16 protein-coding genes and 1 tRNA gene are annotated in these 16,785 nt (G+C 57.1%); 10 read left to right on the forward strand and 7 right to left on the reverse strand.

Annotated elements, in window-relative coordinates; genetic code table 11:
- Positions 1-111 precede the first annotated feature (111 nt).
- Positions 112-1,440, reverse strand: a complete 1,329-nt coding sequence (locus tag K5845_RS14730; RefSeq protein WP_139165388.1) for a penicillin-binding protein activator — start codon at positions 1,438-1,440, stop codon at positions 112-114.
- 270 nt (positions 1,441-1,710) lie between these two features.
- Between K5845_RS14730 and rsmI the strand changes: the two genes are divergently transcribed.
- From rsmI to K5845_RS14755, 5 genes are all read left to right on the forward strand, one after another.
- Positions 1,711-2,673, forward strand: a complete 963-nt coding sequence (gene rsmI, locus K5845_RS14735; protein ID WP_287959344.1) for a 16S rRNA (cytidine(1402)-2'-O)-methyltransferase — start codon at positions 1,711-1,713, stop codon at positions 2,671-2,673.
- Entirely contained in the window at positions 2,663-3,061 is a 399-nt protein-coding gene (locus K5845_RS14740; protein WP_046476810.1) for a YraN family protein, read from the forward strand. The genes rsmI and K5845_RS14740 overlap by 11 nt, the downstream gene beginning before the upstream one ends.
- 116 nt (positions 3,062-3,177) lie before the next feature.
- A complete protein-coding gene (gshB, locus tag K5845_RS14745; protein WP_046476808.1) occupies positions 3,178-4,128 on the forward strand; it encodes a glutathione synthase in 951 nt (316 codons plus the stop codon).
- A 91-nt stretch (positions 4,129-4,219) separates the two neighbouring features.
- Positions 4,220-5,749, forward strand: coding sequence for a YifB family Mg chelatase-like AAA ATPase (locus K5845_RS14750; protein ID WP_287959345.1), 1,530 nt, complete (start codon positions 4,220-4,222; stop codon positions 5,747-5,749).
- A 136-nt stretch (positions 5,750-5,885) separates the two neighbouring features.
- Positions 5,886-6,392 (forward strand): GNAT family N-acetyltransferase, encoded by a 507-nt coding sequence (locus tag K5845_RS14755; RefSeq protein WP_197540877.1) that lies wholly within the window; start codon positions 5,886-5,888, stop codon positions 6,390-6,392.
- Positions 6,393-6,470: 78 nt separating this feature from the next.
- Here the strand turns inward: K5845_RS14755 and K5845_RS14760 are convergent, their stop codons facing one another.
- On the reverse strand, positions 6,471-6,926 hold the full coding sequence (locus K5845_RS14760; RefSeq protein ID WP_046479923.1) for a cupin domain-containing protein: 456 nt from the start codon (positions 6,924-6,926) through the stop codon (positions 6,471-6,473).
- Between the two features lie 117 nt (positions 6,927-7,043).
- On the opposite strand from K5845_RS14760, the gene K5845_RS14765 reads away from it, so the two are divergent.
- A complete protein-coding gene (locus tag K5845_RS14765; RefSeq protein ID WP_090230445.1) occupies positions 7,044-8,051 on the forward strand; it encodes an AraC family transcriptional regulator in 1,008 nt (335 codons plus the stop codon).
- Between the two features lie 92 nt (positions 8,052-8,143).
- On the opposite strand, the gene folD is transcribed toward K5845_RS14765, so the two are convergent.
- From folD to K5845_RS14780, 3 genes are all read right to left on the reverse strand, one after another.
- A complete protein-coding gene (gene folD, locus K5845_RS14770; protein WP_046476781.1) occupies positions 8,144-9,028 on the reverse strand; it encodes a bifunctional methylenetetrahydrofolate dehydrogenase/methenyltetrahydrofolate cyclohydrolase FolD in 885 nt (294 codons plus the stop codon).
- 67 nt (positions 9,029-9,095) lie between these two features.
- On the reverse strand, positions 9,096-9,428 hold the full coding sequence (locus K5845_RS14775) for a DUF167 family protein (protein WP_046476779.1): 333 nt from the start codon (positions 9,426-9,428) through the stop codon (positions 9,096-9,098).
- The gene (locus tag K5845_RS14780; protein ID WP_046476777.1) at positions 9,425-9,715 is read right to left on the reverse strand and encodes a YggT family protein; all 291 of its coding nucleotides are present in this window, start codon (positions 9,713-9,715) and stop codon (positions 9,425-9,427) included. The genes K5845_RS14775 and K5845_RS14780 overlap by 4 nt, the downstream gene beginning before the upstream one ends.
- A gap of 195 nt (positions 9,716-9,910) precedes the next feature.
- Between K5845_RS14780 and K5845_RS14785 the strand changes: the two genes are divergently transcribed.
- The 3 genes from K5845_RS14785 (at position 9,911) to K5845_RS14795 (ending at position 11,935) form a co-directional block, all read left to right on the forward strand.
- Positions 9,911-9,986 (forward strand) — tRNA-Ala (locus tag K5845_RS14785).
- A gap of 363 nt (positions 9,987-10,349) precedes the next feature.
- Positions 10,350-11,156: a class I SAM-dependent methyltransferase gene (locus K5845_RS14790; protein WP_287959346.1), complete on the forward strand. Its 807-nt coding sequence runs from the start codon at positions 10,350-10,352 to the stop codon at positions 11,154-11,156.
- Positions 11,157-11,398: 242 nt separating this feature from the next.
- Positions 11,399-11,935 carry a hypothetical protein gene (locus tag K5845_RS14795; protein ID WP_287959347.1) on the forward strand — a complete coding sequence of 179 codons (537 nt, stop codon included), beginning with the start codon at positions 11,399-11,401 and terminating at the stop codon, positions 11,933-11,935.
- 27 nt (positions 11,936-11,962) lie between these two features.
- Here the strand turns inward: K5845_RS14795 and K5845_RS14800 are convergent, their stop codons facing one another.
- A complete protein-coding gene (locus tag K5845_RS14800) occupies positions 11,963-12,688 on the reverse strand; it encodes a helix-turn-helix transcriptional regulator (protein ID WP_287959348.1) in 726 nt (241 codons plus the stop codon).
- Between the two features lie 945 nt (positions 12,689-13,633).
- Between K5845_RS14800 and hmpA the strand changes: the two genes are divergently transcribed.
- Positions 13,634-14,839: an NO-inducible flavohemoprotein gene (gene hmpA / locus K5845_RS14805; protein ID WP_287959349.1), complete on the forward strand. Its 1,206-nt coding sequence runs from the start codon at positions 13,634-13,636 to the stop codon at positions 14,837-14,839.
- Between the two features lie 107 nt (positions 14,840-14,946).
- Here the strand turns inward: hmpA and K5845_RS14810 are convergent, their stop codons facing one another.
- Positions 14,947-16,440: a DUF1254 domain-containing protein gene (locus K5845_RS14810; protein WP_353736553.1), complete on the reverse strand. Its 1,494-nt coding sequence runs from the start codon at positions 16,438-16,440 to the stop codon at positions 14,947-14,949.
- Positions 16,441-16,785 lie beyond the last annotated feature (345 nt).

Below are 16,785 nucleotides of genomic sequence, written 5' to 3' on the forward strand. Positions count from 1 at the left end.
TGATGTTGGTCTTCGATCCGGAGGTTTGATCCGGTGGCGGTGAACGCATACGGCTTTGTTGTTTCCTAGCTAAGCTCGGAGGGTTAGGCAACTAGACTAGGTGTCGGATGGTCAGTAAGCGCCGGTCCCTGGGATTGCCCAAGGCGACTCTTTCTGCTGCTGAGGGGAAAGGCCTCCGGTCGTAAGCGGTGTTGTGGGACCGCCGGGCGCGGGATCGACCACGGAGGAGCCGAACTTTTGAACTTCGAGGACTGCGAGCCCGCGCGAGGACAATCCGTCTGGCGTAAAGCGGACGATGCCGTCGACGCCGTTGAAACCAGAGGCCCGCGTTATGGCAGCTGGAGAATAGCGGTTGGCGGACGGATTGGACGATAGCGTAATCGCCAAGCTCATCGCGTCATAGGCGAGGCTCGCCAGCCGTGGCGGCGCCTGTCCAAAGTTGCGTGCAAAGCGTTCTGAGAACTCCCGCCAGCCGCGCGGGTCGGGGTTCGGGTACCATCCGCCAACAAACGCTTGATCTCGCCCGATGTTGGGGAACTCCCACGCGCCTGTTCCAATGATCTTGATCTGAGATGTATCGAGGCCAGCATAGGCGATCTGCGGGCCTAGGCTCGGAAGGGTTTCTTGCCCTCCGGGGAGGAACAACGCTTCGACAGGTGAGCCCATTTGCCCAGCCTGCTTGATGATATCGAATACGCGTCGTGCGGGTTCGAGCATCTGATTTGCGCCGGGTTCGTAGCGCTCCAGTGCGACGATGGTTCCGCCCGAACGCGTCACAGTATTACGAAACGCATTTTCTATCGCTGCGCCATAGGTTCCGTTGGGGATGAGAGCGGCGAAACGGCGCTTACCCTTTGAGATTGTGTAGGTAACTATGCGCTCGACTTCAGACTCGGGAAGGTAGCTCAGAAGGTAGACGCCGTTTCCAGCGACCTTGCGATCGTTCGAGAATGCGATGATTGGCACGTTGGCTGTGCGTGCCACCGACGCAGCGCCGGTTACGGCGCTCGAGAATAATGGGCCGAGGATGATTTCGGCGCCTTCATCGATGGCTTGCTGTGCTGCGGCGCGCGCACCTTCGGGCGTGCCTTTGTCATCCTTTGCAATCAGCTGGATGGCTGGGTTATCCAACTCGAACAGGGCCATTTCGCCTGCTTGTTTCATGCTCTTGGCGACGGCGGCGGATTGGCTGAAGCCGCCGAGTGGGAGCAACATGGCGATTTTAACGGGACGGTGGCTTTTGCCGGAAGGGCCTAGCGCGGCGGCTTCGGTCGCTTGATTGGGCGTGGTCAGTCCGGGGCCGCCCAAATTCGTCGCGCACGCGGCTAGCCCCAGCGAGAGCGCGCTCAGACCGAGAATTGATAGTATGCCGGCGGGCCGGATTCGGAGCCATAGTGCTCCGATTTTTTGTATGAAGCTCGCTGCGACGGCCTTCATCATATTGTATTCGATCTCCGCGAGTAGCAGGCTTGGCCAAGGACCGCGGCAATCCGGATTGGCCAAGGGCGCCCCAGTTTGGCGCCCCGAATCGCTCGCAGCCGCCAATGCAACCCTGGATAGACGGTGATAGCACGCGTCGGAAGTCCTTTCCTGTCACTATGCAGCAAATTTGGCTACACGTTGCCCAATTCGCTGTTGAAACCAATACTTGGTGAACATGATGCTCTTGGGAAACAGCCGTACGCTTGAGCATAGGAAGGTTTTTCCAACGTGACGCGCTTGAAGGTTAATCCCGAAAGAGGCACTTCCGGCCGTGAGTCGACTCGCCACGACGGCGGTTTGGACCTTGTCGCGCCGCGTGTCGTGACTGAGCTGGAGCGGGCCTTCTCCAAGGTTACAGAGGCAGGGCTCTACCTCGTGGCGACGCCGATCGGCAATCTTTCCGATATCAGTTTGCGGGCGCTCGCCGTACTGGCGAAGGCCGATGTCATTTATGCCGAGGACAAGCGCCACAGTGGTACGTTGCTTAGCCACTTCGCGATCAAGGCGCCGTTGCGGTCCTATCATGAGCACAACGCCGAGAAAGAGCGTCCGCATATTCTCGCGGCACTCGCACACGGGGACCGGGTTGCGCTGATCAGCGACGCGGGAACGCCGTTGATCTCAGATCCGGGTTACAAGCTCGTGCGTGACGTCATTGCCGAGGGGCATGCGGTCATTAGTATTCCGGGCGCGTCTGCGCCGCTCACGGCTTTAACGGCAGCGGGTCTCCCCACGGATACATTCTTGTTTGCGGGGTTTTTGCCGACACGGAAGGATGCGCGGCGGGGGCGGATTGAGGCCCTGGCGCAGGTCCCGGCGACATTGATCTTTTTTGAAGCGCCAACGCGACTTGCGGAAAGCCTTGCCGATCTCAGTGCCTGTCTCGGGCCACGTGCCGGAGTCGTCGCGCGGGAGTTGACCAAGCTCAATGAGGATTTCGTGCGCGGGCCTCTGTCCGAACTTGCCGTTGCTTACGATGGTGAGACGGTCAAAGGGGAAATCGTCATTCTTGTCGGGCCGCCGGTTACCGAAGAGATTGCGGATACCGATATCGAGGAACGGCTGAAGGCGGCTCTCGCAGACCTTAGCTTGCGTGATGCCGCGCGTTTGATCGCCAGTGAGTTGAAGGTGGCGAAGGCGCGCGTCTATGATCTCGGACTGGCTATGAAGCGAGTGCAAGATGGCGGATGACGCGGAGGCTAGGCGCTGGAAACGTCAAAGGCGACGTCGGTATTTCAGTGGTTTGATGGCGGAGCGCGTGGCCGCAACTTGGCTGATGTTCAAGGGATACAGAGTGCTGGGCCGCCGTGTGCGAACAGCGGGTGGGGAGATTGATCTCATCGCGGTTCGTGGACGTCGTCTTGCATTCGTTGAAGTGAAACAGCGGCGGAACGTGGGCGCTGCGCAAGCGTCTATTCAGCTGCGGCAGCGACAGCGGGTGCGACGAGCCGCAGAACTCTGGCTCAGCAAACGGCGATCGTTTGAGAATCACGATGTAGGTTTTGACGTGGTGTTTCTCGTGCCGTGGCGATGGCCGCTGCATATTCAGAATGGTTTATCGGATCATGAGCTTCGGTGAACTGTCAGTACGAAAATACTGATGATTGACAAGCCCGTGGCTGGTGCCCTTCTTGTGGCGCGCAAATACCCCGGGAATTTTCCCGTTCCCTCCCTGCTTCAATGAGGAAGCCGCCGATGTCCTTGAAAATTGCTTGCCAGATGGATCCGATTGAGCGGATCGATATTGCCGGCGATTCCACTTTCGCGATCCTGATCGAGGCGCAACGGCGCGGGTACGAACTTTTTTATTATACGCCACAGAGCCTGTCGCTGCACGGCGATAAGCTCATAGCGCGCGGTGCGAGTCTCAAAGTTCAAGACAAGGCAGGTGCGCACTATCACCTGGAAGATCCGCGCACCGAGGATCTGCGCGGGCAAGACGTGGTGCTGTTGCGCCAGGATCCGCCATTCGACATGGCCTACATCACGACGACGCATCTGTTGGAGCGTATCCATCCGCAGACGTTGGTGGTCAACGATCCTGCGCATGTACGCAATGCACCGGAGAAGATTTTCGTTCTCGATTTCCTTGATCTCATGCCGCCGACGATGATTACGCGGCAGCTCGACGATGTTCTCGCGTTTCGGCGTCAGTATAAGGACATCATCGTCAAGCCGCTGTACGGCAACGGCGGGGCTTCTGTTTTCCGGTTGAAGCCGGACGACTCCAACATCGGTTCTCTCGTTGAACTCTTTCAGACGGTTTTTCGCGAGCCCTTCATGGTGCAAGAGTTCCGGCCGGAGGTTAGTGGCGGCGATAAACGGATCATCTTGGTGGATGGTGAGCCGGCGGGTGTCGTCAACCGTATTCCTGCGGAAGGTGAGACACGCTCGAACCTGCATGTTGGCGGCAAGCCCGCGGCGGTGGACCTTACAGAGCGTGACCTTGAGATCTGCGCGCGGCTCGGGCCGGAGCTGAAGCGGCGCGGGTTGTTGTTCACCGGCATCGATGTGATCGGGCCTTATCTCACTGAGATCAATGTCACGTCGCCAACGGGTATCCGGCACATTCAGGCGTTGGGCGGCCCAGACATCTCGGCGAAGATTTGGGACGCGATCGAGGCGCGGGTGAATATCGGGCAGTGAAAACCCACTTTTTGTTCCTCTTATGTTCTTGAAATGGCGTATGCGGTGCGTTAGGCTCCTTTGATCGTGAGTGCACGGATCGGGGGCTCAGATGTACGCGCAGATTTCGACGTTGGCGTTCGTGGGGATCGAGGCGCGTGCCGTTGAGGTGCAGGTTCGGATCACGCCCGGAGCCCCCGCATTTGCCATCGTTGGATTGCCGGACAAGGCGGTTGCGGAAAGCCGTGAGCGGGTCCGCAATGCCTTGCATGCCGTGGGGTTGGGGCTTCCTTACAAGCATCTCACAATCAATCTGGCTCCCGCCGATCTGCCCAAGGAAGGCAGCCACTTCGATTTGCCCATTGCCCTAGCACTGATGGCGGCCATGGGCGCGATAGCGCCGGATGCGATAGCGGATTTTGCTGCAATCGGAGAGCTTGCGCTTGATGGATCTATCCGTGATGTGCCGGGCGGCCTGCCCGCTGCGATCGGTGCGAATGCGCTGGGTAAGGGGTTGATCTGTCCAGCGGGATGCGGGGCGGAGGCAGCCTGGGCAGGCGAGGATTTTACGCTGCTGGCGCCACCGCATCTGCTTTCACTGGTCAATCACTTCAAAGGCCTTCAGACCCTGTCGCGGCCAAAGCCTAATGTCGAGGCGAACAACGAGTTGTTGCCTGATCTGCGCGATATCAAAGGGCAGGAGAGCGCCAAGCGTGCGTTGGAAATCGCCGCGGCCGGCGGGCATAATCTCCTAATGGTAGGGCCACCGGGCTCCGGCAAGTCGATGCTGGCTGCGCGCTTGCCGTCCATTCTGCCGCCGCTCGAAGTGGAAGAGATGCTAGAAGTCTCGATGGTGCATTCCCTTGCCGGAGAATTGATGGGCGGGAAGCTGGCGAGCCGGAGGCCGTTTCGCGCGCCGCATCATTCCGCGAGCATGGCGGCGTTGGTCGGTGGCGGATCGCGGCCGAAGCCGGGCGAGGTTTCTCTGGCGCATCTCGGCGTCCTCTTCCTGGATGAACTGCCGGAATTTACACCTCAGGTTCTGGACAGTCTGCGGCAGCCAATCGAGACGGGTGAAACCGTCATCGCACGGGCCAATCATCGCGTCGTTTACCCCTCGCGCTTTCAACTTGTTGCTGCGATGAATCCTTGCCGCTGTGGTGGCGGGTCTCCCGGCCAGTCGTGCAAGCGAGGGCCGCGTTGCGCGAGTGACTATCAGGCGCGCGTATCCGGGCCGTTGATGGATCGCATCGACCTTCAGATCGAGGTACCTGCGGTGTCAGCGGCGGATCTCGTCCTGCCGCGGCCTGTGGAAGGCAGTGCGGATGTCCGGATTCGTGTGGATGCGGCCCGTCAGCGCCAACGCGAACGTTTTCGGGCTCACGGTGCCGCGCGTATTCGAACGAATGCCGAGTGTTCGGGAGAATTGCTGGAGAAGACCGCTATGCCTGACGGAGAGGGCCGGGCGCTTCTGCGACAAGCCGCAGATACCTTGGGCCTTTCCGCACGTGGTTTTCATCGAACGTTGAAGGTTGCGCGAACGCTGGCGGATCTCGACGGCGTGGAGGAGGTCGGGCAGATTCATATAGCCGAAGCTCTGTCGTACCGTGGTGAAAGCTTGCGACAGCGACAGGTTGCCTAGGACGCGTTCGTGCCGCAAACGGCTAAGGTTTGTTCTGGGTGTTGTCGGCTTCGACATGGGCGCTTTGGATGTCTCCGACTGAAGCAAGGGCCTCGCACCTGACCAGCAACCGCTCGTTTGGAGGAAAGTGGACGTGATGGACGTTTCTACGTGGCGCCCCATGACATTGGGGGACCTTGAGGGTGTCCTGACTTTGGCGGACGTCGCCTTCCCTGATCATTTCGAAGAACCGGCACGTTTTGAAGAGCGGTTGCGGCTTAGTTCTACAACCTGCTTTACGCTCATTGCCCCGCACGGCGACATCGAAGGTTACTTGATAGCCTATCCTTGGACGTATGGTAGCGCGCCACCACTCAACGGCCCGATTGGCGCAATCCCAGAGAACGCAGATGTGCTCTACATCCACGATCTCGCTCTTCTTCCCGTCGCCCGAGGCAAAGGCTATACGCGGGCGATTCTCGATCATCTGGTGGAAGCGGTACCGTTGGCTGGATGGCAAGCTGTGGCACTCGTCGCCGTCAATCAATCCGTTCCGTTCTGGGAGCGGAACGGCTTTGAAGTTCTCGCGATCCCAAGCATGAGCACGAAGCTTGCCAGCTATGGGGACGATGCGCGCTATATGGTTCGCGGGCTCAAACGCTGATTGCGAAATTGTGCGGAGCACACGCGTGTTCGCTGTCGGTCACATCGTGTGTGCTCTGCAATTATATTCGGGAAATTCTTATTCGGCGGCTTTGATGGTGGTGGTCGGCTGAGCCTCCCACAGGGCCTTGAACTCGGGAATACCGAAAACCGCGATGATGTTCAGGTCGTCGTCGAGGATTTCATAGATCGGTCCGTCGACGTTGCGATTGCTGAAGAACGCGATCACGTCCTGATCGCCTCCACCCTCGCGATGAGGCTCGCCTCCGGCTAGCGTCGACACATAACTTCCGACAGGCCTGACTTCTTTCAGCTCTCCATTGGCGCGATAGATGCGAAGTTCGCCCTGGAGCACCAACGTGATGTAAGCGGCGCCATGGCGATGCAATGCGATTTGCGAATTGGCGTCGAACTTGAACAGAATATCGACAATGCGTTTTTCTTCATCGACGGCGCAAATATGGTAGGCGACGTGAGCCAAACCTTCGAGCGTATTCCAATGGATGTTCTGAGTATCAAAAGGAAGGGTCGTCACCGTGGTTCCTTTCACTAAAATGCTCTGCGTTGAAGTGCTGGAAACCTGCCTCAGGCAGCGCAGGCCCGCTTGCCATTTTGCGCCAAGCTCCATTCGATTTTGAACGTTGCTGGAACGATGGCGCTTCGTTTGCCAGGATTTACACGTGCAAGCTCACTCGGGCCTATTCGCACATTCATGGGCGAAGGGGGCGGCTCCATTGCGCGCGTTCTTAGCGCCGTTGATCTGCCGTTCGCGATCCTTGAGCAGCGGGACATTCTCGTGCCGTTACGGGAGCAGTTTCGACTCCTGGACAGAGCCGCGCGGGAAACCGGAGATCCTCATTTCGGCGCCCGGCTTGGACAGGTGGTCAAAAGCACGGAATTGAGTGCATTCGGGGCCTGGGTCTGCGCGGCTGGGACATTGCAGCAAGCCACATGGCGTGCGCAAGTTGGCATGGACACCCTGCTGCAAACGTCTACCCCGCTGACACTTTCAGTGTGCGGGCCGATTGCGCGCTGGTCGATTGAATTTCTCGAGCCTGAAAGTGAGGGACGGCATCACAACGAGTTTCTCGCACTCGGGTACATGATAGATGTCGTGCGCGTTTACGCGGGACCGACATGGCACCCCAATGTCGTGATGAGCGCGCTTCCCCGCGGGACACCTACGCGTGAGCTCGAGGAGATCTTTGGCGCGAACATCTCTCACGGGCATGCGGTGCCGGCGATAGAGTTTTGTGCGCCGTTACTTGAGAACGCTTCGTTTGCCCATCGTTTCAATCGGCAGCTTGGGGCTCCGGTTCCAGAGCCGTCCGTGCCGCGTCCAACGGATGTGGCGGCGGCGACTGCCAGCGTCGTCGAGCTGGCTCTTCATGACGGCTATCCGCGTGTGGATTGGGTGGCGTCAAAGCTCGGGACAACCCGGCGTTCGCTTCAGAGGCGGCTGAAAGAAGAGGGGACGACGTTCAATCGCGTCGCCGAGGCGATCTTGCTACGGCGGGCCGAGCAACTTCTTCGTGAGAGCGAAGCGCCGGTGACGGACGTTGCGTTTATGCTCGGTTATGGCGACGCTGCGCACTTTACGCGGGCGTTCCGACGATGGACCGGTGTCTCACCGAGTCAATATCGCCAAAATATTCCTTAGGTTGCCGAGGGCGATCAAAAAACGCCGGGACGCTTACGATTAAGCGCCCCGGCAATTTGATGTTCTGAGATGCGGTGCCGTTTCGGCAAACGTTATGCGTCTGCGCTCAAGCCGGTCTGCATTTCGAATGCTTCGACCGTGTTCTTGAGGAGGCAGGCGATGGTCATCGGGCCGACGCCGCCGGGAACCGGCGTGATGGCGCCTGCGACCTTTGAGGCTTCGGCGAAGTTGACGTCGCCGACGAGACGACCCTTGCCGTCCGGCCCTTCGATACGGTTGATGCCGACGTCAATGACGATCGCACCCGGCTTGATCCAGTCGCCGCGAACGAACTCGGGGATACCGACGGCAGCTACGACGAGATCCGCTTTCTTGACCACGTTTTCAATGTCGCGCGTGCGCGAGTGCGCGATCGTCACCGTGCAGTTTTCGCGAAGCAGGAGGGCGGCCATCGGTTTGCCGACGATGTTGGAGCGGCCGACAACGACGGCGTCCATGCCTGACAGGTTCGGGGCGACGGATTTTGCAAGGATCACCGAGCCGGTTGGCGTGCAAGGCACCAGTGCGCGTTCGCCAATCCAAAGGCGGCCGACGTTCACGGGGTGGAAGCCATCAACGTCTTTGATCGGATCGATAGTGTTGAGAACGAGTTCGGCATCGATGTGTTTCGGAAGCGGAAGCTGAACCAGGATGCCGTTCACCTGCGGATCTTTGTTGAGAGTGTCGACAAGTGCGAGCAGTTCGTCCTGAGAGGTTTCGGCAGAAAGTTTGTGCTCGATAGAATTCATACCCACTTCGACGGTCTGAGCGCCTTTGTTGCGGACATAAACCTTGCTGGCCGGGTCCTCGCCGACGAGTACGACAGCAAGTCCGGGTACCTGACCATGCTTTGACTTGATCGCAGCCACCTTCTTTGCCATCTCGGCGCGGACTTCTGCGGCAACCGCTTTGCCGTCGATAATGCGTGGACCTGTCATTTCTTCTGTTTCCTTCCCTTCAGGTATTTAAAAAATCAAGGCTGACTGGATAGCGCGTATCTGGCGCCTATTGCGCTGCGAGGTCTTGCCACAGGCTTTCGAGGCGCGTTGCAAGTCCTTTCGGTTCGCCATGGATGGTCAAGCCCTTGACGCGAGATTTCTGGCCTTGGCTCACCGCAACGGACGTTTTGGGAACGCCGATCCATTTGGCTACGAGCTTCTCGATGGCTGCGTTGGCTGCGCCGTCAGCCGGTAGCGCGCGCACTCGGGCTTTGATGGCTGGGCCATCGGCGGTTTGTTCCAGGCCGAGGATTTCGTCGCGCGCAGCTTTCGGCGTTAGGCGGATACGCAACTCGACGCCTTCGGCGATTTGGCGCCATGGCAGGGATTTGTCCGTCACAATACCATTTTTGCAATGTTGGGCAGTACGACGCTCTGGATGAAGAAACACGCCAAGAGCAGAACAATGGGCGAAATATCGATGGCTCCGAGATCCGGTAAAATTGCACGGATGGGGCGCAACAGAGGCTCGGTCAGCGCGTTTAGAGCACGATAAATGGCCTGGACGGTGGGATTATAGCCGTTGATCACGCCGAAGCCGACGAGCCAACTCATGATCACGCTGGCGAGGATAACGTAGGTATACAGCGTGATGACATAGCTGATGAAGTTCAAGAGCTCGAGCATTCGTGCGGATCCATTTGCTTGCGGTTCGCTGACGTGTAGCGTTGCCGTGCGCTGCGGGCAAGTCGCTCTGGGTATGTATATGATGATGAAAGTCTAATGAATCCCGTGTTTATGCCAGCGGAAGGACGCGGATCACCTTACAGCTGCTTGACATGCTCGGAGTGCGGGCAGTAAATCGCCCGCACCTAATTTTCAGGGGCCGTAGCTCAGATGGGAGAGCGCCTGGATCGCACCCAGGAGGTCAGGGGTTCGATTCCCCTCGGCTCCACCAGCATCTCACCACGACGCCATTGTACCCCGGTCTCAGTTCAGCGGGATATTGACAGTGCCCTGAAGGGTGTAGCCGTTATAGTCACCGGCGCCCATGCCGTCCCAACTGGCCGATCTGCCTGGATTTTAGAAATCGCACTTTCCGAATGGAAGGGTTCGGTCACTCGGCGGTCCGGGATGGGTCGCAAAGTGACGCTGCCCTCAGCAGATCTGCTGGTTACTGAATATCAGCGGCATTTAGATCCGTACACTTTCGCTGTTGTGCCTGACGGATAACAAAACGCTGTCCGAGGACTCCGTAGTCACCGACGGGTTATTGCAATATAATGCATTGGGTGCGTGATTGCTGCCGATGGAGGATTCAGTGAGCAACGAATTCTCTGGAAGTTACCCACTTGAACCGCGCAAGGGAGAGATTGACCGTCTCAACGTCCAGGCTCTGGCCATGGCGCCAGAAACCTCGCGCATGCTCGACCTTATAGGTGTCGGCGAAGGCTGGAAGTGTCTCGATATCGGTTGCGGGCCAGGCGGGATTACGGGCCTTTTGAGCGAGCGTGTTGGCTCTAAGGGCCACGTTGTCGGTTTGGACATGAACGCGGACTTCCTTGAATACGCCCGAGCTACCGCCCCAGCGAATACAGAGTTCTTGTTGGGTGATGCTTATGACTCGGCGCTGACGGCGGAAACATTTGATCTTGTGCACATGCGCTTCGTTGCCAGTACGGCAGGTGCGCCGGAGAGGTTGTTGCGTGAGGCGACGCGTCTAGCAAAGTCGCGAGGGACAATTGCCTTGCAGGAGCCCGATGGTTCGACTTTGAACTGCTATCCTCCTCATCCTAGTTGGGACAAGTTGAAGGATGCTTTGCTCGGAGCTTTCAGAGGCGTGGGTGCCGATTTGGAACTCGCTCGCCGTCTTTACTATGTGATAATTCAATCGGGACTCACCGATGTGCAATATCGCCCCTTCATTATCGGCGTGCGGTCGGTGGATTCGATGGTCGACTACTTGCCGTCGACAGTAGAATCATTGCGCTCGACGGTTCTCCAACTCGGCCTGCTTGAGGAGAACGAATTTACGACAATGCTCTCTGCGTGCCGAGCTCATCTCGCGCGCTCCGAAACGGTTTTCACTATGTATACGGTCGCACAGGTCTGGGGTCGGAAACCTTGACGGCTTTCCTCTCCAATTGGGGAACGTGTCCGTCGATCAACAGTCTCACCCATCAACTTCGCGTGTTCCTCCTCCGATCGGAGGAGGACGAATGGCCTATTTCCAAGCACAGTCACGGCATTGATGTGAACCGCGAGCGGATTTCAAACGCTTTCGAACCCCCCGCGGCACTTCTTCCTCCCGTTCAGATTCTGAAGCAGCACTCTAAGCCTGCTTCCATTGAAATTTTGGGAGTTACGTCGATGGTGAACAAATCTCTTATTTTGATTATGGCGTCGGCAGCGGTTGGCGCTTTGAGTTCCGTTCCCGTGCAAGCCGTAGAAACGCCTCCAAATAGCGGCACCACGTCCTATACGACACACTTTGTTTTCGTGCCCAAGTCGACGGTGGATATTCCAGGAGTCGGCAAAGCCGTTGCGCTGGAAGCGACCGGACCGACAGAAAACACTAAGGGTGATTCTTTCCTCAACGACATGAAGGCCAAATGCGAAGCGGTCAGTATAGAAACGGCTGGCAAGAAGTGGATCGACGGCGCTTGCGCTTTGACGGATGTAGACGGCGACGTGGTGTTCTCGACCTTTGACACCCGTGATCTCGACAAAACACAGCCGAAGATGGATTGCGGCACGCATATCATCACCGGCGGCACAGGAAAATATCGCGGTATCACAGGGAAGGAGCCGTTTGCCTGCATCAATAAGGACGTTCCTGCCGGTTCTCCCGAAGGGGCGTTTGCGATCGATATCCCACACAACACTACTTGGCAGTTCAAGAGTTGATCTGCGTGCTGATCGTGTGCGCCAAATCTATTGTGCCAGGGCAATCTGAGCTGCGAGTTTCATGAGTTCAGATTGCCGGGATGTCCCGGTTCTGGTGAAAATATTGTTGAGGTGCGTTCGCGCAGTGCTTGTCGCGATGCCCAGTTCTGCAGCGACCTCGGGTACGGTTTTGCTGGAAAGGATAGGGCCGAGCACGCGAACTTCGGCGGGCGTGAGTCTGAATGCCTGCGCAACGGCTCGGGCACAGGTCGACTCTTCCATTGGAGTGCTTACGAAAACCGCTGCAACCACTTCTGACGCGAAGGGTTTGCGCGTGCTTCCTTGGGGGAGGGGGAGGACGCGGGCGATAACTGGCTTTTCGTCGTCGTTGCTCAACCGAACGGCAAGACTGGTCCCGGCTAAGCCGCCTTCGTTGCGAGCGGCAATTGAAATGGCTTCTTTGAGTTTTGATGATACTGGGCGCCGTTCGGCTTCAAGGTGTCCCTGTATTTGGTGCAAGGGGCTCGTCTCGTTGCCCATCATGGTGCTGGCCGTTCGATTGGCATACACGATCTCAGCGTTTTTATTTGTGAGTACTATTCCGAGTTTGAGAGCGTCGAGCGTTCCATGGAGGTGTGTTTCGCTAACTGTCTTCGCGTAGAGTATGTTGCTGATTGTCACGGCGCGACGGACATGCGGAATGAGAACGCGAATTAAATCGATGGCGACGTCATCAAAATAACCTGCGGTTTCATGTCTTCCAAAACTTAGCAATGCAAAACGTGTCGGGGATCGAAAAATGTTAATTTGTGCTATATCGCAAATGCCATGAGAGTGTGCCCATTCTCTGAATAACGGCGATGATTCAATCTTGGAGATTGGTCGTTCGCGAGATGCAATTACCGGCTCATCGATCAAAATTTCCCGACCAACGATGTTTTCTGCGTAAGAAATGTACGGATTTTTTGCCTCACCCCACCGGGTTGCTATTCCGCGCTCTTTGGACATAAGCATGCGTTTGTTTGCAACATCGCTTAAGGCGAGTTGGACAATCGGACAGCCGAGAAATTTTATACACTCGTCGAGCGTCCCGTCCCATAACCCGGGATCGAGCGTGCAATCGTAAATCCGGGAAATTAAATCGGACAGATCCTTAGAGGACATGAGCGACGTCTTCATGATGCTGCTCAAAAAATTAAGCGGATCGTTCGAGGTTTTGGTGTGTGGGAACAGCTTCCCGCGAAATTACAGCGGGAAGGCGTATCGGTTCAGATCTCGGGGGAAACATCACCAGCACTAGCGCAATTCCGAGATGGGATTGCCTAACAGGCTTTGCTCCCTAAGAGTTCGGTTTGCCACCTGGCCGGACACCAATCGCATCATCGCGATGTGGTGCCGTCAATCTGTCGTGTGACCGGTTACCTTGCCGACGTCTATTCGAATGTGCGGTCCGCATTTCGGGTCCAAAGATTTGTAACTGCGGTATCCGGCCCAGCGTTCCAACTGAACATGCTCGAGGTCGTCGCCTCCTTATACCTATCCTAGCCCATTCGGCATGCGGCTCCTGCTTCGCAGAGGCCGTGCTCTTCATCACAAGCAACAGAGCTTTACGTCCGAAGCGTGGGGGATGCGGCAGCGCGCCGCTTTGTCTTTTAAGATGCATATCTTGTACATCTTTTGCTGGCAGGTCGCCCTAAGCTCAATGGAGAACATAAGAAAATGTCTGCTCAGCTCGCACCTGAGACTATTCAATTGGTCAAAGCCACCGTCCCGGCCTTACGTCAGCATGGGTTGGCAATCACGCAGAAGATGTACGAACATCTCTTCAAGAATGAAGAGATCCGGGATCTCTTCAATCAGTCTCATCAGGGTGCAAACGGTTCCCAACCCAAGGCTCTCGCGCAGGCGATCCTTGCGTACGCGGAGAACATTGAAAATTTGGGCGCACTAGCGCTTGCAGTGGAGCGGATTGCTCAAAAGCATGCAGGGCTCAACATTCTTCCGGAACACTACCCGTTTGTCGCAAATGCTTTGCTCCAAGCGATCAGCGATATTTTGGGCGATGCGGCATCGGACGATATCTTGAAAGCTTGGGGAGAAGCTTACTGGTTTCTGGCAAATATTCTGATTGGCCGTGAGGCGGAGATTTATCGGGAAACGGCCACGGTGCCAGGTGGTTGGGCCGGATGGCGGCCGTTTGTGATCGAAAAGGTTGAGCCCGAAAGCTCCGTCATCTGCTCCTTCTATTTGCGACCGCAGGATGGGGGAGCAGTTATCTCCCATAAGCCCGGTCAATATCTGACAGTGCTGTTACAGGGGGATGGGTTGCCACCTCTGAAGCGTAACTACACGATCTCCTGTGCGCCTAATGGCAGTTATTACCGCATCACCGTAAAGCGAGAGGGGCGGGCTTCCACTTGGCTTCATGAACATGCGGCGGCTGGTACGGTGTTGGAGGTTTCACCTCCTGCGGGCGATTTCCATCTCGATGTTGGTCAAAGTGAGCCCATCGTGCTGGTTAGCGGCGGGGTTGGACTGACGCCTATGGTCAGCATGCTTGAGACTGTTGCTGAAAAGCGGCCGGATCTCCCGACCTGGTACGTGCATGGCGCATTGAATGGGGCTGTTCATGCGATGGGGAGCCACGTGCGGGGCCTTGCGCAACGGTCACCCAACATTGATGTGAAGGTGTTTTATGCGGACGCCACGAGCGCTGTTGGAGAGGCTGGCGGTTGTGACGAGGAGGGGTTGATTTCGGCTGATTGGCTGCATCGAAATACGCCATCCGATCGTGCGACGTATTTCCTCTGTGGGCCAAAGCCGTTTCTACGGGATATCGCGGTTGGGCTCAGAGACGCTGGCGTTTCGCCGGATCGGATTCGCTATGAGTTTTTCGGTCCAGCCGATGATCTTTTAGCTGCCTAAGGTCGGCACGGAGTGAGACGGCGCCAAGCAAAAGTTAAGGCGCCGTCTTTTTTCACTGCAGAATGCTGTGGTGCCCCAAAAAACGATCAGCTTTTAGCTGTACTTTTTCATTGGATGGCCATGCTTGGTGTCAGCTCGATTTTTTGGAAGTCAGGCAATCCCCAGGACTTGTCGAAAAACGGCTCGGTTGGACCATAGAACCGGAAGTAGGCGAACCAGCCCTTGTCCGGATTGGTCTGCACCCAGTTCGTTTCCTTGCCTTTCGGCGCGCTGGGGCCGAAGTAGACATCCACAGAGCCATCGCTGTTTTTCGCAATGTCTGACTTGCGCGAGGAGATGTCAGGGCGCCCTTGCTCGGTGACGGGCATCTGTCGCGTATTCTCGTCGTACGCGGTGACGGACCAGAATTGCTTGGCCGGAGGATTAGGAGGAACGTGCAGCTTGTAGGTGTTGCTGCCGTTGAGCCAATTGCCGTCAGAGTCTTTGTAGGACGCGATGTACCTTTGCCCAACACCAGGGGTCTGCGTCAGCATGGCTTTGGAGATAACCACCGCCTCATAGAACCATGCGGCGCGTTCGTCGAGCTGGTCGTAAGTCAGGGCTCTCTGGTCGGTGGAAACGACCAACGCGTGCTTCCAGTGAGTACCCTCCCAGAACGGCGGCTCTACCCGTTTGTCGGTCGTGTTAGCCTTCGCCATCGCCTCGCCCACGACAACGCCGTCCTCAAGCAGCTTCGTCTGCCGTTCGTCGGGCTTGTAAGGTTTTCCTCTCTCAATGCCGAGGAATTTTAGCTGCGCCAGGATGAACCGGTCGCGCTCGTCGACGGGGTTACGCTGGATGACCTCGTTGAGACTGTCCCAATAAGCCATGCCACGTGGCGGCATCTGGCTCCACTTCTTGTCGCCTGCGTCACGCGCGGGCATCGCCTCTCCGGTGCCTGCAACCGTCCATCGATATGTCTTGATTTGCGGAACCAGCTCCGCAATCGCCTTTTCCTTGTCGGCGCCCAGCAGTCTGAACCCGGCCAGGACATCACGACTCGTCGCTTCCACAACGTAATAGCCTTCGGCTTCTACGGGCCCGTATCCCGGCGGCATGATCAGGTATTTTCCGCCTTGCCCCTTGTCAGGTCCGACAACACCTAAATCAGCTAGAACGCGTTGCCAGTTGTCGAGGATCATGCCTGCGATCAGTCCCGCGGGGACTTCGACGACAAAGGGGCCAGTTTCCTTCAAATCGATGAACGTCGCGATGTAGGGTGTTGTGTAGTTTGGAGTCAAAATGCCCAGCTTTTCGGTGAAGTCGAAATAGTTCAGCATCTCGCCGCTTTTTCCACCGAAGACGTTGTAATGAGCCCGGCGCCACTCGTTGAGCCCGACCGCGGGGATGCCCCAGATGTACGCCTGAGCTGCGCGCTGGAAGTCCATTTCGTCATAGAGCTTCTTCACCGTTTCTTTTGACGGATAGCCGCTTTCGAACGTGAGCTTGCCAATGCGGGTGTTGATGGTCTCTTGCGCAAGGGCAGGCGATGACACGGGGTAAAATGCGAGACTAGATAGAAGTATTAGTGAGGGCGTTGAGAACCGGCTTTTCCTTCTCAATTTCAGTGAGTGCTTTGGTTTGCTGAGGCGCAAAGTCATGCTCGCTACTCCATGATGAAATTTGTCGGGGGGAATGTCTCGTTACCTCGCGTTGCCCCGGGCTCATGCCCACAGCAAAAGCCGAACGTTGTCGGACACGTTTCGTAGATTTTTGCGCAGATTGACTTTGAAGGGTGGGCTCCGAATTGGGAGCCAACTTCGGCTCGGTGGTGCAGCCGCAAGCGTTGATACCCAAGGGCATCGATAGAGAAATGTCTGAAACTTCGCGATTTTCAGAATGCGGGCTATGCCGTCTGAAAGACGAAGCGAAGGCAACATGTTGCCCTCGGGAAATAAACCACCCCG

This window comes from Filomicrobium sp. (genome assembly GCF_025698805.1).
GTDB lineage: Bacteria > Pseudomonadota > Alphaproteobacteria > Rhizobiales > Hyphomicrobiaceae > Filomicrobium > Filomicrobium insigne.